Genomic DNA, 16,616 nt, shown 5'->3' on the forward strand with positions numbered 1-16,616 from the left:
TGACTTTAGATCCGCAGGAAGGGCTGCGCCAAACGCGGTATCAGGCTGCGGAACCGCAGCGGCGCGTCGGTGGCCGCCAGGCAGATGCAGGCCTCGCCCACCTCGGCCACCGGCGTGTGATCAACCTCCTCGGTCGCTATCTCGACATCGCCGGGACCGAAGCGATCGGTCTCGTCGCGGAACGCACCCTGAAGCACCAGCGTCAGTTCCATACCGCGATGGCCGTGATCGGGCACCGACTGGCCAGCGGGAATGTACAGAAGCCGGGCCGATGCTCCCTTTCCCGTGCGCAGGATCGCTTGCCGAACCCCCATGCCGACGGGGCGCCAGCGGACGGACTCAAGGTCGCCGCCGACATAATCAGTCAGTGGCGCGGGCAGTACCGACCGACGGCGCGAGGTTATGGCCTCTGCGCGAGACTGGGGCAATGCGAGGATACGGGCCAGCATATCGTCCATCTCGCCCGACGGTGCCGATGCCGTTTCGACGAGGGCGCCGCCCACCGCGTCAAACGCGGCGGCGCGGGCGCGACATTCGTCGCACATCGAAACGTGAGTCGCGACAATAAGGCTGAAGGCCTCGGGCAGCTCGCCGGCCGAGTAGGCCATCAAGAGTTGATCTGACAGGTGGTGGCGGATCGTCATGGTCGTCTTTCAGCTCATGTTCCGGCGCAAGCGATCCAGCGCCAGACGAATACGGGATTTGATCGTGCCGAGGGGCAGGCCCGTCTCGGCGGCGATTTCGGAATGGGACAGCTCGCCAAAATAAGCGCGCTGGATCAGGACACGCTGATTTTCAGGCAGGTCGGCCAGAGCTTCGACCAGCCGACGGCTTTCCTGCTGCAGTTCGAAGACGTCGGCCTGATCGGGCTCGTCCTCTGGACCCCACGGCAGATCCTCTGGCTCCGGACGACGCGACTTGCGCAGCAAGTCGATACGCCGGTTGCGGGCGATGGTGAATATCCACGTCGAGACACTGGCGCGGGCGGGATCATACAGATGCGCCTTCTGCCAGAGAATCGACATGACATCCTGAGTGCATTCCTCGGCCTGAGCATCCGATGCCCCTGCCTTGCGCAGGAAGGCCCGGACACGCGGCGCGTAATAGGCGAAGATCGCAGAAAACGCCTGTTCATCTGCATGGTCGCGCACCCTCAGCACCAGTGCCGGCCAGTCAGCCTCGTCCTCCATCCGCTTCACTGCTTTTCCCGACCTCTGCGGATGAAAACTCCGAACACGCACAGGATAGCCGGGCTGATCCAGTGGCGCATCCGCTTTCTCGCAAGGGGACATGTCGAAGCTCATGTGCAAGTTTACGTGGATTGCACGCAACCGGATCACTGCTATCGCACGAGCACTGCAAGAGGTAGCTGCCCATTAATGATCCACGGGCGGAAAGCCCGCGTAGAAATAACTGACCTCGCAAAGAAAAGGCCCAAGTGAACATGCCCTTCGAACGTCTAGCCCAAGTCCCGCGCAGGATCGCCGTCATCGGAGGGGGCATTTCCGGCATGGCCGCCGCGCACCTTCTGGCGCAGGATCACGCTGTCGTGCTGTTCGAGGCCGAACACCGTCTGGGCGGCCATGCGCGCACCGTGGTCGCCGGCAAACGTGGCGACCAGCCCGTCGATACGGGGTTCATCGTCTTCAACCGGGTGAACTATCCGCATCTTGTCGGATTGTTTGAACGTCTCGGCGTACCCTTGGTCGAAAGCAACATGAGCTTTGGCGCGTCCTTCGGCGGCGGCCGGCTCGAATACGGTCTGGCAAGCTGCTCTGCCCTGTTCGCGCAGCGGCGCAACGCGATCGATCCGCGGTTCCTTGGCATGCTGCGCGACATACTGCGTTTCAATTCCAAGGCCGTGGAACTGGCAAAGGACGAGTCGACGTCGCTTGGCGAATTCCTGCGCGAGCTCCGGACCGGGGACTGGTTCCGCGATCATTACCTGCTGCCGTTCTCGGGCGCGATCTGGTCCACACCCACAGAGGGCATGCTGTCCTTCCCGGCGCGGGCGCTTGTGCAGTTCTTCCGCAATCACAACCTTCTTGGCGTGACCGGCCAGCACCAGTGGTACACGGTCAAGGGCGGCTCGGTCGAATATGTCCGCCGGCTCCAGTCGGCAATGCAATCGCAGGGGGTCGACCTGCGACTTGGTGCCGAGGTAGCCGGGGTCCGCCGGTCGGCTATGGGCGTGTCCGTGCGGGTCACGGGCGGCGAATGGGAACCCTTCGACGAGGTGGTCTTCGCCACCCATTCCGACCAGACCCTGCGGCTTCTGTCGGACGCCACGCCAACGGAGGCAGCGGCGCTCTCGGCAATCCGCTACCAGCCAAACGAGGCGGTCCTTCATTCGGATCCTTCGGTCATGCCGCAGCGCAAGGCAGTGTGGTCATCCTGGTGCTACGTCGAGCCGGCAGGCAAACGGCCCGAAAAGATCGCCCTGAGTTACTGGATGAACCTGCTGCAATCCATCCCGCAGGACGATCCGCTGTTCGTGACGCTGAACGGCCAGACACCGATCCGCGACGAGCTGGTTCACGATGTCACGACCTTCTGGCATCCAGTCTTCGACCGGGGCACCCTGGCTGCGCAACAGTCGTTGCGTGAGATGAACGGCAGCCGCGGAACGTGGTTCTGCGGGGCCTGGATGCGGAACGGCTTCCACGAAGACGGCTGTGCAAGCGCGGTCGATGTGGTCGAAGCCATGCGCAGCGCCACGCGGAGTTCGGGTCAGACCCTTGGCGAAAATGCCGGGCATCCCAAGGAACTCGGCAGGAGGATGCTTGCATGACGGGCATCCGGCATCTTCAAGGCGAGACCTTTCACGGGCGAAAGGGCGGGCCGGCGAACAACTTTCGCTATGGCGTGGATTACGTCCTGCTAGACCCCGACCGCGATCGGGGGCCGGCGCTCTTTGCTCGCAACCGGGCCGGGCTAGTTTCCCTGCATGACACCGACCATGGCGGCGCGCCGACGCAGGGTCGCAGCACCGACTGGGTCCGGGAGGTTCTGGCCGAGCGTGGTTTGCCCGGCGAAAAGCGCATCCTGCTCTTGGCGCAGCCGCGCGTACTGGGCCATGTATTCAATCCTGTCTCCTTCTGGCTGTGCCACGATGAGACCGGTGCGCTGCGCGTCGTGATCGCCGAAGTCTCCAACACCTATGGCGACCGTCATTCCTATCTTTGCCACCGGGATGACCTTGCCCCGATGACGGCGACGGACGAAGTGAAGGCAACGAAGATCTTCTACGTCTCGCCTTTCCAGCCGGTCGAGGGCGAATACGCGTTCCGCTTCGACATCACCGAGGACCGGATCGCTATCCGGATCGATTACACGGCCAAAGGCCACGGTCTTGTGGCGACGCTTGCCGGTCCCGTGGTCCCGCTAACCAATTCCGGTATCATCGCGGCCTGTCTCCGGCGCCCGCTCGGCTCGCGCCGGGTCTTGGCACTGATCCATTGGCAGGCCCTGAAGCTCTGGTGGAAGGGCGTCGCCTTCCGCAACCGTCCCCTGCCTCCGGCGGACGAGGTGACTCGGTGACCGCAATGGCCGCGAAGATCCAACTGCGCGGTGCGGGCCTTTGGCCTTGGGCGCTTTTCTCGGGTCTGATCGCCGCGGCCGGGTTGCCGATCTACATCCATGCCCCAAAGTTCTATGTCGACAATTATGGCATCGGCCTGGGCGCGCTTGGGGCGGCGCTGTTTGTCCTGCGGCTGATTGACGTGGTGCAGGACCCTCTGCTGGGCTGGCTTTCAGACCGCCAGGCCAACCGCCGGGGCGTGATGGTGGCAGTTGCGCTGGTGCTGATGGCAGGGGCGATGATCGCGCTTTTCGCTGTCGCGCCCCCGTTCGCGCCACTGCTGTGGTTTTCGGTCACGCTGATCGTGCTGTTCTCTGCCTACAGCTTCCTTACCATCAGCTTCTATGCCGAAGGTGTCCGGAAGGCCGGAACCCTTTCGGGTCAGGGCCACCTCCGGCTTGCAGGCTGGCGCGAGGCGGGTGGCCTCGTCGGCGTCTCGCTGGCGGCGGTCGCGCCTGCGCTGTTGGGCCAGATCATGCCTGACCCATTTACCGGCTTCGCAATCGGGTTCGCGGTGCTTGCGTTGGCGGCCGGATGGGCCATGCGGCGTGACTGGATCGGAATGCGATCAGAGGCAACATCGCCCCTGGCTTCGATCGGCCCCATCCTTTCCGATCCGATCACTCGGCGGCTTCTGCTGATCGCATTGGTGAATGCCATGCCGGTCGCCGTGACATCGACCCTGTTCCTGTTTTTCGTCGAAAGCCGGCTGGACGCACCAGATGCGGCTGGACCGCTGCTCTTGCTGTTCTTTCTTTCCGCCGCGATCGCCGCACCTCTGTGGAGCCATCTGGCGCGACGGGTCGGGGCGCGACGGGCACTTGTTGCAGGCATGTCCCTGGCGATACTGGCGTTCCTTTCAGCGGCGGGTCTTGGCGCGGGCGATGCCTGGCCATTCGCTCTTATCTGCATGCTCTCGGGCGCGGCGCTCGGTGCTGACCTGACCCTTCTGCCAGCCGTTTTTTCGCGACGACTAGCGGCTGTCGCGCCGCAGGCGGGCATGGGATTTGGGCTTTGGAACTTTGTCTCGAAGCTGACGCTTGCCCTCGCGGCAGCGGGAACCCTGCCGCTTCTTGAACGCGCCGGCTTCGTGTCCGGCGGCGAAAACCCACCTGAAGCTCTACTCTGGCTCACGCTGCTCTATGCGGTCCTGCCCTGCGCCCTGAAGGTCGCGGCGATCGGTCTGGTCCTGACTGCACGGTTCGAGGAGGACATGCGATGACCCCTGCGCTTTTCACTGGCCTGTTCCTTGGTCTTGCCTTCGTGCTTCTGCTCGGCTGGGTCATCTCGCGCCGGATGGGATTTGAGGCGCAGACGCCGCGTGACTATGCAGCGACCGGACCCGCGTTTGATTTGCGCGCGCATCTCGACGGGCCCTTGCTATGCGAAGGTGTCATCTACGGCCCCCTGGGGCGGGTCAGCTCGCGCTTCGTCGCGCGGATGGAAGGCAAATGGATCGGTGCGCAAGGAAGACTGACGGAGCGCTTCCACTACGACAGCGGTACGGTTCAGGACCGGGTCTGGTCCCTGACGCTCGGCAATGACGGTTCAATCCAGGCCGAGGCACCGGATGTTCTGGGCGTAGGAGAGGGGCAGGCACAAGGCTCGGCGGTTTGCCTGAAATATCGGATTCGTTTGCCCGACGACGCAGGCGGGCATGTCCTTTCGGTGACCGACTGGATGTACCTGCTGGAGAACGGCACGATCATGAACCGCAGCCAGTTTCGCAAATTCGGAATCAAGGTCGCCGAACTGGTCGCAACGATGCGCAAGGTCCCGGCATGAGAGACTTCCGGGGCCAGCGTTACTGGCTGGTCGGGGCAAGCGAAGGACTCGGCGCCGCACTTGCGCGACGGCTGAGTGCAGCGGGGGTGGACCTTGTCCTGTCCGCTCGGAACGCGTCCAGATTGGCCGAAGTTGCCGCAGAACTTCCCGGCAAGGCCGAGACCTGGGCGCTGGACGTGTCGGACGCCGCTGCGGTCCGGGATGCCGCCCAAAAAATCGGACCGGTCGACGGTGTGGTCTGGCTGGCGGCGCTCTACTGGCCGATGCGGGCACAGGACTGGGACGCTGACCAGGTCGAAGTGATGTGCGATGTCAACTTCACCGGATGCGCTAGGGTGATCGGCGCGGTTCTGCCCGGAATGGTGGCGCGCGACAGGGGGCATGTGCTGATCGTCGGCAGCCTGTCCGGCTTCAGGGGATTGCCCGGCGCAATCGGCTACGGTCCAAGCAAGGCTGGAGTCATGGCATTGGCCGAGTCGCTCCATGCCGACCTTCGCGGCAGCGGCGTTACGGTTCAACTGGCCAATCCCGGCTTCATCAAGACACGGCTAACTGATAAAAACGACTTCAGCATGCCCTTTCTGATGACACCGGAGGAAGCGGCAGATCATGTCTTCCGCCTGATGTCGGGGCGGCGTTTTTCATCGAGCTTCCCCATTCCCTTTGCCTGGCTGTTCCGGGTTTCGCAATTCCTGCCAGACTGGCTTTACTATCGGCTCTTTGCTCCCCGACCGCGCTGACAGGATTTCGTGATCCGCCGCGTTCGGCAATTGCAACTGGCGGGAATCAGGATCAAACCGACAGCCGGGGCAGGATAGAGGCGAGCAGGAGGTCCGTCGTGACGACGGCTCAGATCGATAGCGTCCAGACTTCGGTCTGGCGGAACCGGATCACTCCGCTGATCGTGGCAACTGCCTTGCTGATGGAGAACATCGACAGCACGGTCATATCGACCTCGCTGCCCCAGATCGCGCGCGACCTGAATGCCGATCCCATCCATTTGAAGCTGGCTCTGACATCGTATCTGCTTGCGCTGGCGATCTTCATTCCCGCTTCTGGCTGGGCGGCCGACCGTTTTGGCGCGCGCAAGGTATTCCGGTTGGCGATCCTGGTTTTCACGCTCGGATCCATCGCTTGTGCCCAGTCCGACACTCTGCCGGAACTGATCGCCGCGCGCGTTCTGCAAGGGATCGGCGGGTCGATGATGACGCCGGTGGGCCGGCTTATCGTTCTCCGTTCCACCCCGAAGAGTCAGCTCGTCAACGCCTTGGCCTGGCTCACGGTGCCAGCACTGATCGGGCCGGTCATCGGCCCGCCGCTTGGGGGTTTCATCACCACCTATTTCGACTGGCGCTGGATTTTCTGGATCAACGTCCCTGTTGCCGTGCTCGGGCTGATCCTGGTCACGCTTCATATCCGCGACATCCGCATGGAGGATGTGGCGGAGTTCGACTTCCGTGGCTTCTTCCTCGTCGGGCCCGGCATCGCCGCCTTTCTGACCGGCATCACTCTGTCGGGCCTGACGCTCGCCCCGCCCATTGCTGTCTGGTCCCTCACTCTGTCGGGGATAGCGCTGCTGATCGCCTATGTCTGGCACGCGCTCCGCGTACCGGACCCGATCATGGACTTGCGGCTGCTGAAGTTGTCGACCTTTCGCATCAGCGTGACCGGCGGCACACTGTTCCGCATCGCAACTGGCGCCCTGCCGTTCCTGTTGCCGCTCATGCTCCAGTTCGGCTTCGGACTGTCGGCCTTCCACTCGGGGCTTCTGACGTTCGCCACCGGCGTCGGCGCGCTGACGATGAAGTTCCTGGCGCAGCCAATCCTCCAGCGGTTTGGCTTCCGCCGGGTGATGGTTGCCAATACCGTGATCGCCGCGCTCTTCCTGATGGCTCCGGGGGCGTTCCAGCCGGGCATGTCTTGGCTCCTGATGATAACGGTGCTGTTCGTCGGCGGCATTTCCCGCTCGCTGCAATTCACCAGCATCAATGCCGTCGCCTATGCCGATGTCCCACCTGAGCGGCTCAGCAGCGCGACCTCGTTCAACTCTGTCTTGCAGCAGTTGTCCGGCTCGGTCGGCATTACGGTCGCGGCCTTCGGGATCGAGGTCGCGCGGGGATGGAATGGCTCGGCAGAGTTGACGGCCGCGATCTTCCCACCTGTCTTCGTGATGATCGGCTGCCTGTCGCTGCTCGCGATCGTCCCGTTCGCCCGCCTCTCGCAGAGGGCAGGATCCGGCCTTCTGGGCGAGGCAGAGATGCCGCGGCGTGATCGGGACTAATCCCAGCCTTGGAGTTGCGGCAGCCCGTCGGTGATCCGGTAGTAGTCGCCTTTGTTTGCCACGAAGATGTGGCTGTCCAGCGATGTGCCGGTCGGGCCGTCAACCGCCCCTGCTTCGACCGAGAAATCCCCCGATGCATTTCGGAAGTAGAGGCTCGATCCGCAGGAGGTGCAGAAGCCCCTTTGTCCACCGCCGGGAGTGACGAATTCGGCGATCGTCGTGCGGCTTTGCCACTCGACCTGATCCTCCGGCGCATCGAAAGAGGCCGTGTAGTGGCCTGACAGCTTGCGGCACTGATTGCAGTGGCACGCTCCGACGCCGCCAATCGGGCGTGGCAGGGTGAAGGCGCAGGCGCCACACAGGCAGGACGCCCGAACGCGCTCCGGGGCCTGCACCTTGGACGGTGGCGGTCCTTCAGGTGCGTAGTAATCGCCAGCATCCTCGGTGAAGATATGCTCGGCCATCGCAAGCTCCGTTGGGCCGTCCAGCGCTCCGGGGGCGAAGGAGATCCGTGCCTCGCCAGCAGGCTGCCAGAAGAGAGAGGCTCCGCAGCCCCTGCAGAATCCACGCCGGGCGGACGGCGAGGAGTCGTACCAGGCAAGCGTGGTATCACGGATCAGGCGGAAACGTTCATGGGGAACCGAAGTCGCGGCCCAGTAGTGGCCCGACGTCTTGCGGCATTGGCTGCAGTGGCAGGCGATCACGTCGCGAAGCGGCGGGTCTGCCTCGAAAACTACTCCACCGCAAAGACAGCTTCCGCGCATCATCTCGGCTCCTGATCGACGGTATCAGCCTAACCCGTGGCATCGGCTGGAAAGGGGCGAAATCGTCACTCTGCGTCCTGGAACGTCTCTGCGAGGATGCGGGTCAGATGCCGCGCATCGTTCTCGCTGAAGGCGGCAGGCGTATCGCTGTCGATGTCGAGCACCCCCAGCAGCCGCCCCTTGCCGTTCCAGACCGGCAAGACGATCTCGGACCGCGTCGAAGAGGAACAGGCAATGTGGCCCGGGAAGGCGTCGACATCGGGCACGAGCTGAACCTCGCCAGTCCGGGCTGCGGCGCCGCAAACCCCGCGCGAGAACGGGATGACAAGGCATCCGTGGCCACCCTGATAGGGCCCGATCTTCAGAAGCTCGGGCGCGACGACCCGGTAGAAGCCGGTCCAGTCCGCCATTGGATGGGCAGCGTGAAGCTCGCAGACCACGGTCGCCATCAGCGCGACCGCATCCGTTTCGCCATGACAGAGAGCCCGAAGGCTCGTTTCAAACGCCGCGTAATCCATGACCCTGCCCAAGCCGCCAATCCCCGCCAACCTAGGGTCGTCGCTGAAAAAGGAAAAGGGTGGTGCAGACTTACCTTTGGATAACTTCAAGGGGGCTAGACTGCGACGGCAAGGGATCAAGGGAGAGATGGATGCGACTTCTGCCCAATGTCTGCTCGGACAGTCTGGTGATCGAGGTGGCCGAACCGCGGATCGACGCAGCCGTGGCGATCGAGTTCAAGGAGAAGATGCGCGACCTCATCAAGGATGCGCCTTCGCGCGTCGTTCTGGATCTGTCGCAGGTGACCTTTCTGGATTCGAGCGGTCTTGGCGCCGTGGTTGCCGTGATGAAGCTACTGGCACCAGAGCGGCGCCTGGAACTCGCCGCACTGACACCGACGGTCGAGAAGGTGTTCCGTCTGACGCGGATGGACAGCGTTTTCGTCATTCACACGGCGGTGTCCGATGTGCAGCGCACTGCGATCTGATCGACGTGACGATGCCGGGCTGAGACTGACCATTGCCGGGACTGCCAATGCGATCAGGCGGGCATTGGCCGAAATGGTGACCCGGCCACCTCTGGCCAGTCTTTGCCCTGCCGACCGGGGCACCGCCGAGATCGTGCTTGCGGAGATCCTGAACAACATCTCCGAGCATGCCTATGGGGGCCGCGGCGGACCGATCGAGATCTGCCTTCTTTGGGAAGAGATGGGCATCGCCTGCACTGTCATCGACACCGGTGCAGGCATGCCGCATGGTCAGCTGCCGCGCGGCGATCTGCGCGTGCACCCCGATGCCGCTGACCTGTCGGAAGGCGGCTATGGCTGGTTCCTGATTCGAAGTCTCACGTCCGACCTGCGCTACCTTCGCCAGCACAACCGGAACGAATTGAGCTTTCGGATCGTTCTCGGACAATAGGCGGGAAATGGCCCTTTGGTTCCCTCAGCGGAAACACCGCCAAATTCTTGCCGCATTTTGCCCGCGGCTTCGCCACAAGCTGAGTCAAGAGTCTGTCCTGTAGCTGCCAAAAGCTTCCCTCGGCATCGCGGTAACAGCCCCCACCCAGTCCGCGATGCCGAGGCCCTTCGGCTTGGAACCGGTGCATTCTGGCACTAGTGTCACGCCAAGCAGAGGGGACCACATGCGCGATTTTGAAACTCCTGGCCGGTCAGTCGTTCTGGCACTGAACGGCATGTGTGCAACGTCGCATCCCTTGGCGGCACAGACCGCCATCGGGATGCTCCAGGCGGGCGGCAATGCCGTAGACGCAGCAATTGCAGCAGCGGTGCTGCTTGGCATTTGCGAGCCGCAGATGACAGGCATCGGCGGTGATTGCTTCGTGCTGATGAAGCCAGCTGGCGATGAGCGCGTGATCGCTCTGAACGGTTCCGGCCGCGCCCCGGCCGGTCTGCACTCGGAAGACCTGCGCGCCCGCGGGCTTGCGGCCATGCCGCTGCATTCCGCCGATGCGGTGACGATTCCAGGCGCAATCGACGCCTTCTGCCGGCTGTCGACGGATTGGGGGCGGCTGGGCCTTGACGAGGTGCTCGCGCCGGCAATCCGCTATGCCGAGGAAGGGGTGCCGGTCGCGCCAAGAACGGCACTTGACTGGGCTGAGGCCACACCCGACCTGCAGGGCGCAGCCCGGCAGCATTACCTGTTCGGTGGTGCCCCGCCGCGGGTGGGCCAGATCTTCCGGGCGCCTGGACAAGCCGAAGTGCTGCGCCGGATCGCGGCCGAAGGTCGAAAGGGCTTCTACGAAGGCGAGGTGGCTGAGGACATGGTCGCCTCTCTTCAGGCCCTTGGCGGGGCCCACACGCTTGAAGATTTCGCCTCCAACTCATGCACTTACGGCGATCCCGTATCTGGCAGCTACAAGGGAGTGGAGTTGCTGGAGCATCCGCCGAACGGCCAGGGGGCGACGGCGATCCTGATGCTGAACATCCTGTCGCATTTCGATCTGGCGCCGCTTGACCCCTTCGGGGCCGAGCGTGCCCATCTCGAGGCAGAGGCGGCCAAACTCGCTTACGACGCCCGCAACCGGTTCATCGCCGACCCCGACCACATGGTTCGCGCAATCGATTACATGCTTGCACCCGAGACTGCGAGGCGGCTTGCAGCCCTGATCGACCCGAAGCGGGCGATGCCCGACCCGGCGCCGCTCTCCGAGGCAGTGCATCGCGATACCGTCTACCTCACGGTCGTCGACCGGGATCGGATGGCCGTTTCGCTGATCTACTCGGTCTACCACGCCTTTGGGTCCGGGCTTGCATCGAACCGGTTCGGCATCAACTTCCAGAACCGAGGGGCGGGGTTCACGCTTCAGGCCGGCCATCCGAACGAAGCGGCGGGGGGCAAGCGCCCGATGCACACGATCATTCCGGGAATGCTGCGGAAAAATAGCAATGTAATCATGCCCTTCGGCGTCATGGGCGGCGCCTATCAGCCCACCGGCCACGTGCGGTTCGTCACCAACATGCTCGATTACGGCTTGCATCCCCAGGCGGCAATCGATGGACCGCGCTGTTTTGCCGGCGCAACTGGGCTGGAGGTCGAGCGCGGCTATTCCGAGCGCGTGAAAAACCAACTGGCTGCCTTGGGCCACAGGGTCATCCCTGCAGACGGCCCGCTTGGCGGGGCGCAGGCGATCGGGATCGGCGAAGATGGCGTGCTCACAGGGGGATCGGACCCGCGCAAGGACGGGTGCGCCCTGGGTTACTGATGCGGTTCAGTTCAACTGGAACTGCAGCGGGTAACGACCATCTTCGAAATCGCCGAAAAGATCGGGCAGGTCGGGGTGATCCACCGGCTCGCCCGTTTCGTCGGGAACGAGGTTCTGTTCGGACACATAGGCAACGTAATAGCTCTGATCGTTTTCGGCGAGCAGATGATAGAACGGCTGATCCTTGTCCGGACGGCTTTCCTCGGGAATGGCGTCATACCATTCCTCGGTATTCGAAAACATCGCATCCACATCAAAAACCACGCCCCGGAACGGATGCTTCCGATGGCGCAGTATCTGGCCCAGATGATATTTGGCCTGCGTTTTCAACATATCAAAACAACCCCCATAAAAGGTGTAACTCCGCCCCCCCCAATTTGTCCACATCACCGAGTCGTGAATTGAGGAAACAATCTGTGGGGCTGTCCCCGACAGTCGGTCGCGGCTGTGCCGAAGCGTTGCGCTTGAGCGGCAGTGACGACGACATTGCAAGGGCGTGGGCAACAGCCATTTGCAATGCGGATGAATTGGCTTATCCTTTCGCAAAACAAAAGACTTCGAGAGGCAAATGAGCAGGCTACTCCGCGCAACACTCGTGTTGCTGCTGCTGGCGTCGTGCGGCGGCGGCCGGCAGTCTGCGCCGCGCAATCTTGATGACGCTTGCGCCTTCATCGACGAAAAGCCGCAATACTACTCGGCCATGCGCGCGGCCGAGCGCAAATGGGGCGTGCCGATCTATGTCCAGATGGCGGCGATCCATCAGGAGTCGAAATTCATTGGCAACGCCAAGACTCCCCATCAATTCGCGCTCGGGGTCATTCCGATGGGCCGGCAAAGCTCTGCCTATGGCTACAGCCAGGCGCTGGACGGAACCTGGGACGAGTATCGCGAGGATCAGGGTCGCCGGAACGCCAAGCGCGACCGGATCGGAGATGCGACCGATTTCATGGGCTGGTACATGACCGGTACCTACGCCAAGCTCGGCATTCCCATGGATGACGCGCGCAACCAGTACCTCGCCTATCACGAAGGCCGGTCAGGCTATGCCCGGGGAAGCTATCGCGACAAGCCGTGGCTGATGGATGTCGCCGACCGGGTGCAAAGCCGCGCCGACATGTATCAGACGCAGCTCATCCTCTGCGACCGCTAGCGCTTGGGCTTCTGCAGGTTGATATCGAACAGCGACATCGGGAAGCTTTCGGCCTGAACCAGGGGACCAAGCGTAATCTCGGTTTCGTTGCCCGCCTCATCTGTGATGATCCAGGCCTTGAGCGTCGTGGGGTTCGGCGAAAAGACAAGCTCGATCGTGCCATATTCCGGGTGTTCGGGGTCCTGCGCCAGAACGCGCGTGGTACCCCCTACCTCCCGCTGGCCGATGACCATCTTGGCTTTTCCAAGATCGACCTTGGGAGCAAGCACCAGATTCAGAGGTGTCCGACGAAGCGGATACTGCTCTGGCGGCAGGTTTGACTTGCCGTCGAAGATCGCGACCTGACCGCCGCCGGCGATGACCACGGTCTTCTCGGGAGGCGCATATTCAAACCGCGCCCGGCCTGGCCGGCTGATATAGAGCGTGCCCTTCGACTTTGACCCGTCGCCATTGACCTGAACAAAGTCGGTCTGGGCCTTGGTCAGGCTGTTGATGTAGCGCGACAGCTCGGAAAGAGGGATGGGAGCGGCAAGAGCCGGGAAACTTGCGACCACAAAGGCCGCTACGGCGATGGAAGTGCGAAGCAGTTTCATGCCGCCAATCTAGTGGGCTTTGCGCCGCTCTGCACCCCCGCGCATCTCACGATGCGATGAGCGGGGGCGGCCTTCCGCCGGATTTACTGCTCCGGCAGCAGGATCTCGCGCTTGCCGACATGGTTGGCCGGGGTGACGACGCCCTGCTCTTCCATCTGCTCGACGAGGCGCGCGGCCTTGTTGTAGCCGATGCCGAGCTTGCGCTGGATATAGGAGGTCGAGCACTTCCGGTCCTTGGCGACGATCGCCACTGCCTGATCATAGAGCGCGTCGTCTCCCCCTTCCCCGCCGCCGAGACCAAGGACGAGGTCGATGTCGTCGGCCTTGTCATCCTCCGGCCCCTCGACCACGCCGGACATGTAGACGGGCGGGCCGAAGCTCTTCAGGTGGTTGACGATTTCCTCGACTTCCTCGTCGGACACGAAGGGCCCGTGGATGCGGGTGATACGCGCACCACCGGCCATGTAGAGCATGTCGCCCATTCCAAGCAGCTGCTCCGCCCCCTGCTCGCCCAGGATGGTGCGGCTGTCGATCTTGGAGGTGACCTGGAAGCTGATCCGGGTGGGGAAGTTCGCCTTGATCGTGCCGGTGATGACATCGACCGAGGGGCGCTGCGTCGCCATGATGAGGTGGATGCCCGAGGCACGAGCCATCTGGGCGAGGCGCTGGATGCAGGCCTCGATCTCTTTCCCCGCCACCATCATCAGGTCCGCCATCTCGTCGACGATGACGACGATATAGGGCAGTGCGACAGGCGCGAATTCCTCGGTCTCGAAGACCGGATCACCCGTCAGGTCGTCAAAGCCGGTCTGGATGGTGCGCTTGAACATCTCGCCCTTGGCCAGCGCCTCGCGGACGCGGCCGTTGTAGCCCTCGATGTTCCGTACGCCCATCCGCGACATCTTGCGGTAGCGTTCCTCCATCTCGCCCACGACCCATTTCAACGCGACGACCGCCTTCTTCGGGTCGGTGACGACCGGCGAAAGCAGATGCGGGATGCCGTCATAGACGGAGAGTTCCAGCATCTTCGGGTCGATCATGATGAGCCGGCATTCCTCGGGCGTCAGCTTGTAGAGGAGCGACAGGATCATCGTGTTGATGGCGACCGACTTGCCCGAACCCGTGGTCCCCGCGATCAGCAGATGGGGCATCTTCGCAAGGTTGGCCACGATCGGGTCGCCGCCGATATCCTTACCGAGTGCAAGCGGCAGGCGCATGTTCGAGTCGCCAAAGTCGCGGGCGGCAAGGATCTCGCGCAGAACGACCTTCTCGCGATGCGCATTCGGCAGTTCGATCCCGATCACCGAGCGGCCCGGCACGGTCGACACGCGGGCCGAGAGAGCGGACATGGAACGGGCAATGTCGTCGGCCAGACCGATGACGCGGCTCGCCTTCAGACCCGGCGCGGGTTCGAGTTCGTACATCGTCACGACCGGGCCAGGCCGGACCGAGACAATCTCGCCCTTCACACCATAGTCGTCGAGCACGGATTCGAGCATCCGGGCGTTTTCCTCCAATGCCTCTTCGCTGAGGTGACTGCGGCTGGAGGCCTGCGCCTGCGTCAGAAGCGACAGAGGCGGTGGCTCATAGGCCGTCACCTGTTCTTCGAACTTCAGCCGCGGCTGGGACTCCTGCACGGCCTGGCGCGAAGGTTGCGGTTTCCTGACTGCCGGCTGAACGACCCGCCGGGGCTCTTGCAATTGCAGCGGCGACCCGAGGCGGGGCGAAGCCGGCGGCACGTCCGCCAGGTAGTCCTCTTCGTCGAATTCCTCGTCGTCGAAGCTGTCGTCCTGCACGAAGGCAGTCGCAGCCTGCTGGTGCGGCGCGGTCATTGCGTCGTCTTGCCCGGCTTCCAGGATTTCGTCCTCGTCAAAGAACTCTTCGCCGTCCCATTCCTCGACTGCCGGCGCACGGGTTTGGATCGCGGGGCTCACCTGTTGGGCGGGGGTGCGGCTGAGATCGGCGATCAGCGGCTGCGGCCCGCGTGCCCTGGCCACCGGCGGTTCTGCGCGGGGGGCCGAGATCACGGGCTCGGTCACGGGGCGACCGGTCGCGCGGGTGCGGATCGCGTCGCTGATCCTGGCGCGAATACGATCCTCGGTCGGGGCGTCCGCATAGTCTTCGCCAAGGGTCAGGCGCGGTTCGACCAGCTCCGGTTCGATCGAGCGGCGCAGGATGTTCGGCATGCGCGACAACAGTCCGCCTTTCGGCCGTATCGCCGCGATGGCGCGCACGGGCGCCGCAAGCGTGGACGCCGAGGCGGCCATTCCGATCGCAGCGGCGGGCACGGCAGTGGCAGCGGCGCGCATCACGACTGGTTCGGCCACGGTTTCGCGGGGATAGCGGACATCTGCGCGCAAGCGAGACGGGTTACCCGGCATCGTGCGACCGGACGCAGCCAGCGGTTCGGGCGCGTAATCAGGCTCAGGCTCCACCACCTGTGCGGAGCGAATGCGCGACGACCAGGCAGGGCGAGCCGCTACGGGCTGTGCCACGTGCATGCCAGGCTCTGCAACGGCCCTCGCCTCGCGGCGGGCCTGCTGCCGGTCACGCATGTCGCGCGCAGCGCGGGCTGTTCCGGCGGCCCCCTGCCCTGCCCAGGTCACGAGACGGGCATAGGTCATGATCACGCCGACATAGAGGAAACGCAGAACCGAGCGGACCTCTTCCTTGTCGAAGCCGGTCACATAGAGAAGCATGAGGATCAGTGCGATGCCCGAAAGCACCGACAGGACCTTCAAGCCGATGGCCGCGCCGAAGGGCAGGATGCCCAGCAGCGCACCGACGATCGTGTCGCCGAACAGCCCGCCAAGACCAAAGGAATGCGTCCACGACGCACCCGGCACATGGGTCGAGGCAAAAATCGAGGCCAGTGCAACGCAGATGACCGCAAAGATGGTGCGGCCCATGGCGCGATCCTCGCCCCGGTGCAGCATGAAACGAAGCCCCCAGGACAAGAGGATCAGCGGCACCGTCCAGGCACCCTTGCCGCAGATGATGACGAGGGTCGAAGCTGCCGCCGCGCCGAAGCGGCCCATCAGGTTCTTGGCCGGCTCGGTCGTGGCGACCATCCAGCCCGGATCCTCGGGCGTGTAAGTCCAGAGCATCAGCGTCACGGCCAAAGCCGCGATGATCAGCACGAGGCCCAGCAGTTCTTTCCCCCGACGCTCCAGCATCGCCTGGACGTTCTGGTCCAGAAGGGGGTCACGCTGCCTAGACTGATACGAAGCCATGCCCTGTCGTC

The 16,616-nt window shown here is 63.6% G+C and carries 17 protein-coding genes; 10 read left to right on the top strand and 7 right to left on the bottom strand.

All coding sequences use genetic code 11. The features are described 5' to 3' along the window. Positions 1–5: 5 nt before the first annotated feature. Positions 6–644 (bottom strand): ChrR family anti-sigma-E factor, encoded by a 639-nt coding sequence (locus tag L0V05_RS17220; protein WP_234872685.1) that lies wholly within the window; start codon positions 642–644, stop codon positions 6–8. A gap of 9 nt (positions 645–653) precedes the next feature. Beyond that, positions 654–1,190 (bottom strand): sigma-70 family RNA polymerase sigma factor, encoded by a 537-nt coding sequence (locus tag L0V05_RS17225; RefSeq protein ID WP_234872928.1) that lies wholly within the window; start codon positions 1,188–1,190, stop codon positions 654–656. A gap of 254 nt (positions 1,191–1,444) precedes the next feature. Between L0V05_RS17225 and L0V05_RS17230 the strand changes: the two genes are divergently transcribed. The 6 genes from L0V05_RS17230 to L0V05_RS17255 all read left to right on the top strand — a co-directional run bounded on the left by L0V05_RS17230 (position 1,445) and on the right by L0V05_RS17255 (position 7,646). Continuing rightward, positions 1,445–2,791: an NAD(P)/FAD-dependent oxidoreductase gene (locus L0V05_RS17230; RefSeq protein ID WP_234872687.1), complete on the top strand. Its 1,347-nt coding sequence runs from the start codon at positions 1,445–1,447 to the stop codon at positions 2,789–2,791. Continuing rightward, positions 2,788–3,540 carry a DUF1365 domain-containing protein gene (locus L0V05_RS17235; protein WP_234872689.1) on the top strand — a complete coding sequence of 251 codons (753 nt, stop codon included), beginning with the start codon at positions 2,788–2,790 and terminating at the stop codon, positions 3,538–3,540. Before L0V05_RS17230 ends, L0V05_RS17235 begins: the two co-directional genes overlap by 4 nt. A 5-nt stretch (positions 3,541–3,545) precedes the next feature. Then, entirely contained in the window at positions 3,546–4,802 is a 1,257-nt protein-coding gene (locus tag L0V05_RS17240; protein WP_234872691.1) for an MFS transporter, read from the top strand. Then, entirely contained in the window at positions 4,799–5,365 is a 567-nt protein-coding gene (locus L0V05_RS17245; RefSeq protein ID WP_234872693.1) for a DUF3833 domain-containing protein, read from the top strand. The genes L0V05_RS17240 and L0V05_RS17245 overlap by 4 nt, the downstream gene beginning before the upstream one ends. Then, positions 5,362–6,105, top strand: coding sequence for an SDR family NAD(P)-dependent oxidoreductase (locus L0V05_RS17250; protein WP_234872695.1), 744 nt, complete (start codon positions 5,362–5,364; stop codon positions 6,103–6,105). The genes L0V05_RS17245 and L0V05_RS17250 overlap by 4 nt, the downstream gene beginning before the upstream one ends. A gap of 98 nt (positions 6,106–6,203) precedes the next feature. Further along, positions 6,204–7,646 carry a DHA2 family efflux MFS transporter permease subunit gene (locus L0V05_RS17255; RefSeq protein ID WP_234872697.1) on the top strand — a complete coding sequence of 481 codons (1,443 nt, stop codon included), beginning with the start codon at positions 6,204–6,206 and terminating at the stop codon, positions 7,644–7,646. On the opposite strand, the gene L0V05_RS20685 is transcribed toward L0V05_RS17255, so the two are convergent. Beyond that, the gene (locus tag L0V05_RS20685) at positions 7,643–8,410 is read right to left on the bottom strand and encodes a GFA family protein (protein ID WP_319937948.1); all 768 of its coding nucleotides are present in this window, start codon (positions 8,408–8,410) and stop codon (positions 7,643–7,645) included. The two genes, L0V05_RS17255 and L0V05_RS20685, sit on opposite strands and share 4 nt — an antisense overlap. 65 nt (positions 8,411–8,475) lie before the next feature. Continuing rightward, positions 8,476–8,928 carry a GAF domain-containing protein gene (locus L0V05_RS17270; RefSeq protein ID WP_234872699.1) on the bottom strand — a complete coding sequence of 151 codons (453 nt, stop codon included), beginning with the start codon at positions 8,926–8,928 and terminating at the stop codon, positions 8,476–8,478. 131 nt (positions 8,929–9,059) lie between these two features. Between L0V05_RS17270 and L0V05_RS17275 the strand changes: the two genes are divergently transcribed. The 3 genes from L0V05_RS17275 (at position 9,060) to L0V05_RS17285 (ending at position 11,629) form a co-directional block, all read left to right on the top strand. After that, positions 9,060–9,395 carry an STAS domain-containing protein gene (locus L0V05_RS17275; RefSeq protein ID WP_234872701.1) on the top strand — a complete coding sequence of 112 codons (336 nt, stop codon included), beginning with the start codon at positions 9,060–9,062 and terminating at the stop codon, positions 9,393–9,395. Beyond that, the gene (locus tag L0V05_RS17280; protein WP_234872703.1) at positions 9,373–9,825 is read left to right on the top strand and encodes an ATP-binding protein; all 453 of its coding nucleotides are present in this window, start codon (positions 9,373–9,375) and stop codon (positions 9,823–9,825) included. The genes L0V05_RS17275 and L0V05_RS17280 overlap by 23 nt, the downstream gene beginning before the upstream one ends. Positions 9,826–10,048: 223 nt before the next feature. Next, positions 10,049–11,629: a gamma-glutamyltransferase family protein gene (locus tag L0V05_RS17285; RefSeq protein WP_234872705.1), complete on the top strand. Its 1,581-nt coding sequence runs from the start codon at positions 10,049–10,051 to the stop codon at positions 11,627–11,629. Between the two features lie 6 nt (positions 11,630–11,635). Here the strand turns inward: L0V05_RS17285 and hspQ are convergent, their stop codons facing one another. Further along, positions 11,636–11,962: a heat shock protein HspQ gene (hspQ, locus tag L0V05_RS17290; RefSeq protein ID WP_234872707.1), complete on the bottom strand. Its 327-nt coding sequence runs from the start codon at positions 11,960–11,962 to the stop codon at positions 11,636–11,638. Between the two features lie 235 nt (positions 11,963–12,197). Between hspQ and L0V05_RS17295 the strand changes: the two genes are divergently transcribed. Beyond that, positions 12,198–12,779: a transglycosylase SLT domain-containing protein gene (locus tag L0V05_RS17295; protein ID WP_234872709.1), complete on the top strand. Its 582-nt coding sequence runs from the start codon at positions 12,198–12,200 to the stop codon at positions 12,777–12,779. Here L0V05_RS17295 and L0V05_RS17300 read toward each other — a convergent pair. Both L0V05_RS17300 and L0V05_RS17305 read right to left on the bottom strand, forming a co-directional pair. Next, on the bottom strand, positions 12,776–13,372 hold the full coding sequence (locus L0V05_RS17300) for a LolA family protein (protein WP_234872711.1): 597 nt from the start codon (positions 13,370–13,372) through the stop codon (positions 12,776–12,778). The genes L0V05_RS17295 and L0V05_RS17300 overlap by 4 nt on opposite strands. Before the next feature lie 83 nt (positions 13,373–13,455). After that, positions 13,456–16,605, bottom strand: a complete 3,150-nt coding sequence (locus L0V05_RS17305; protein ID WP_234872713.1) for a DNA translocase FtsK — start codon at positions 16,603–16,605, stop codon at positions 13,456–13,458. Positions 16,606–16,616 lie beyond the last annotated feature (11 nt).

Origin of the sequence: Alitabrizicola rongguiensis (genome assembly GCF_021491355.1) — a bacterium.
In the GTDB taxonomy this organism is placed as follows: Bacteria; Pseudomonadota; Alphaproteobacteria; order Rhodobacterales; family Rhodobacteraceae; genus Aliitabrizicola; species Aliitabrizicola rongguiensis.

What these genes read in the sequence shown, in the direction of transcription:
- L0V05_RS17225 (WP_234872928.1), bottom strand. Translation starts at nt 1,190, where the DNA reads ATGGAGGACGAGGCTGACTGGCCGGCACTGGTGCTGAGGGTGCGCGAC.
- L0V05_RS17235 (WP_234872689.1), top strand. Translation starts at nt 2,788, where the DNA reads ATGACGGGCATCCGGCATCTTCAAGGCGAGACCTTTCACGGGCGAAAG.
- L0V05_RS17285 (WP_234872705.1), top strand. Translation starts at nt 10,049, where the DNA reads ATGCGCGATTTTGAAACTCCTGGCCGGTCAGTCGTTCTGGCACTGAAC.
- L0V05_RS17275 (WP_234872701.1), top strand. Translation starts at nt 9,060, where the DNA reads ATGCGACTTCTGCCCAATGTCTGCTCGGACAGTCTGGTGATCGAGGTG.
- L0V05_RS17230 (WP_234872687.1), top strand. Translation starts at nt 1,445, where the DNA reads ATGCCCTTCGAACGTCTAGCCCAAGTCCCGCGCAGGATCGCCGTCATC.
- L0V05_RS17295 (WP_234872709.1), top strand. Translation starts at nt 12,198, where the DNA reads ATGAGCAGGCTACTCCGCGCAACACTCGTGTTGCTGCTGCTGGCGTCG.
- L0V05_RS17245 (WP_234872693.1), top strand. Translation starts at nt 4,799, where the DNA reads ATGACCCCTGCGCTTTTCACTGGCCTGTTCCTTGGTCTTGCCTTCGTG.
- L0V05_RS17305 (WP_234872713.1), bottom strand. Translation starts at nt 16,605, where the DNA reads ATGGCTTCGTATCAGTCTAGGCAGCGTGACCCCCTTCTGGACCAGAAC.
- L0V05_RS20685 (WP_319937948.1), bottom strand. Translation starts at nt 8,410, where the DNA reads ATGCGCGGAAGCTGTCTTTGCGGTGGAGTAGTTTTCGAGGCAGACCCG.
- L0V05_RS17240 (WP_234872691.1), top strand. Translation starts at nt 3,546, where the DNA reads ATGGCCGCGAAGATCCAACTGCGCGGTGCGGGCCTTTGGCCTTGGGCG.
- hspQ (WP_234872707.1), bottom strand. Translation starts at nt 11,962, where the DNA reads ATGTTGAAAACGCAGGCCAAATATCATCTGGGCCAGATACTGCGCCAT.
- L0V05_RS17250 (WP_234872695.1), top strand. Translation starts at nt 5,362, where the DNA reads ATGAGAGACTTCCGGGGCCAGCGTTACTGGCTGGTCGGGGCAAGCGAA.
- L0V05_RS17280 (WP_234872703.1), top strand. Translation starts at nt 9,373, where the DNA reads ATGTGCAGCGCACTGCGATCTGATCGACGTGACGATGCCGGGCTGAGA.
- L0V05_RS17220 (WP_234872685.1), bottom strand. Translation starts at nt 644, where the DNA reads ATGACGATCCGCCACCACCTGTCAGATCAACTCTTGATGGCCTACTCG.
- L0V05_RS17270 (WP_234872699.1), bottom strand. Translation starts at nt 8,928, where the DNA reads ATGGATTACGCGGCGTTTGAAACGAGCCTTCGGGCTCTCTGTCATGGC.
- L0V05_RS17300 (WP_234872711.1), bottom strand. Translation starts at nt 13,372, where the DNA reads ATGAAACTGCTTCGCACTTCCATCGCCGTAGCGGCCTTTGTGGTCGCA.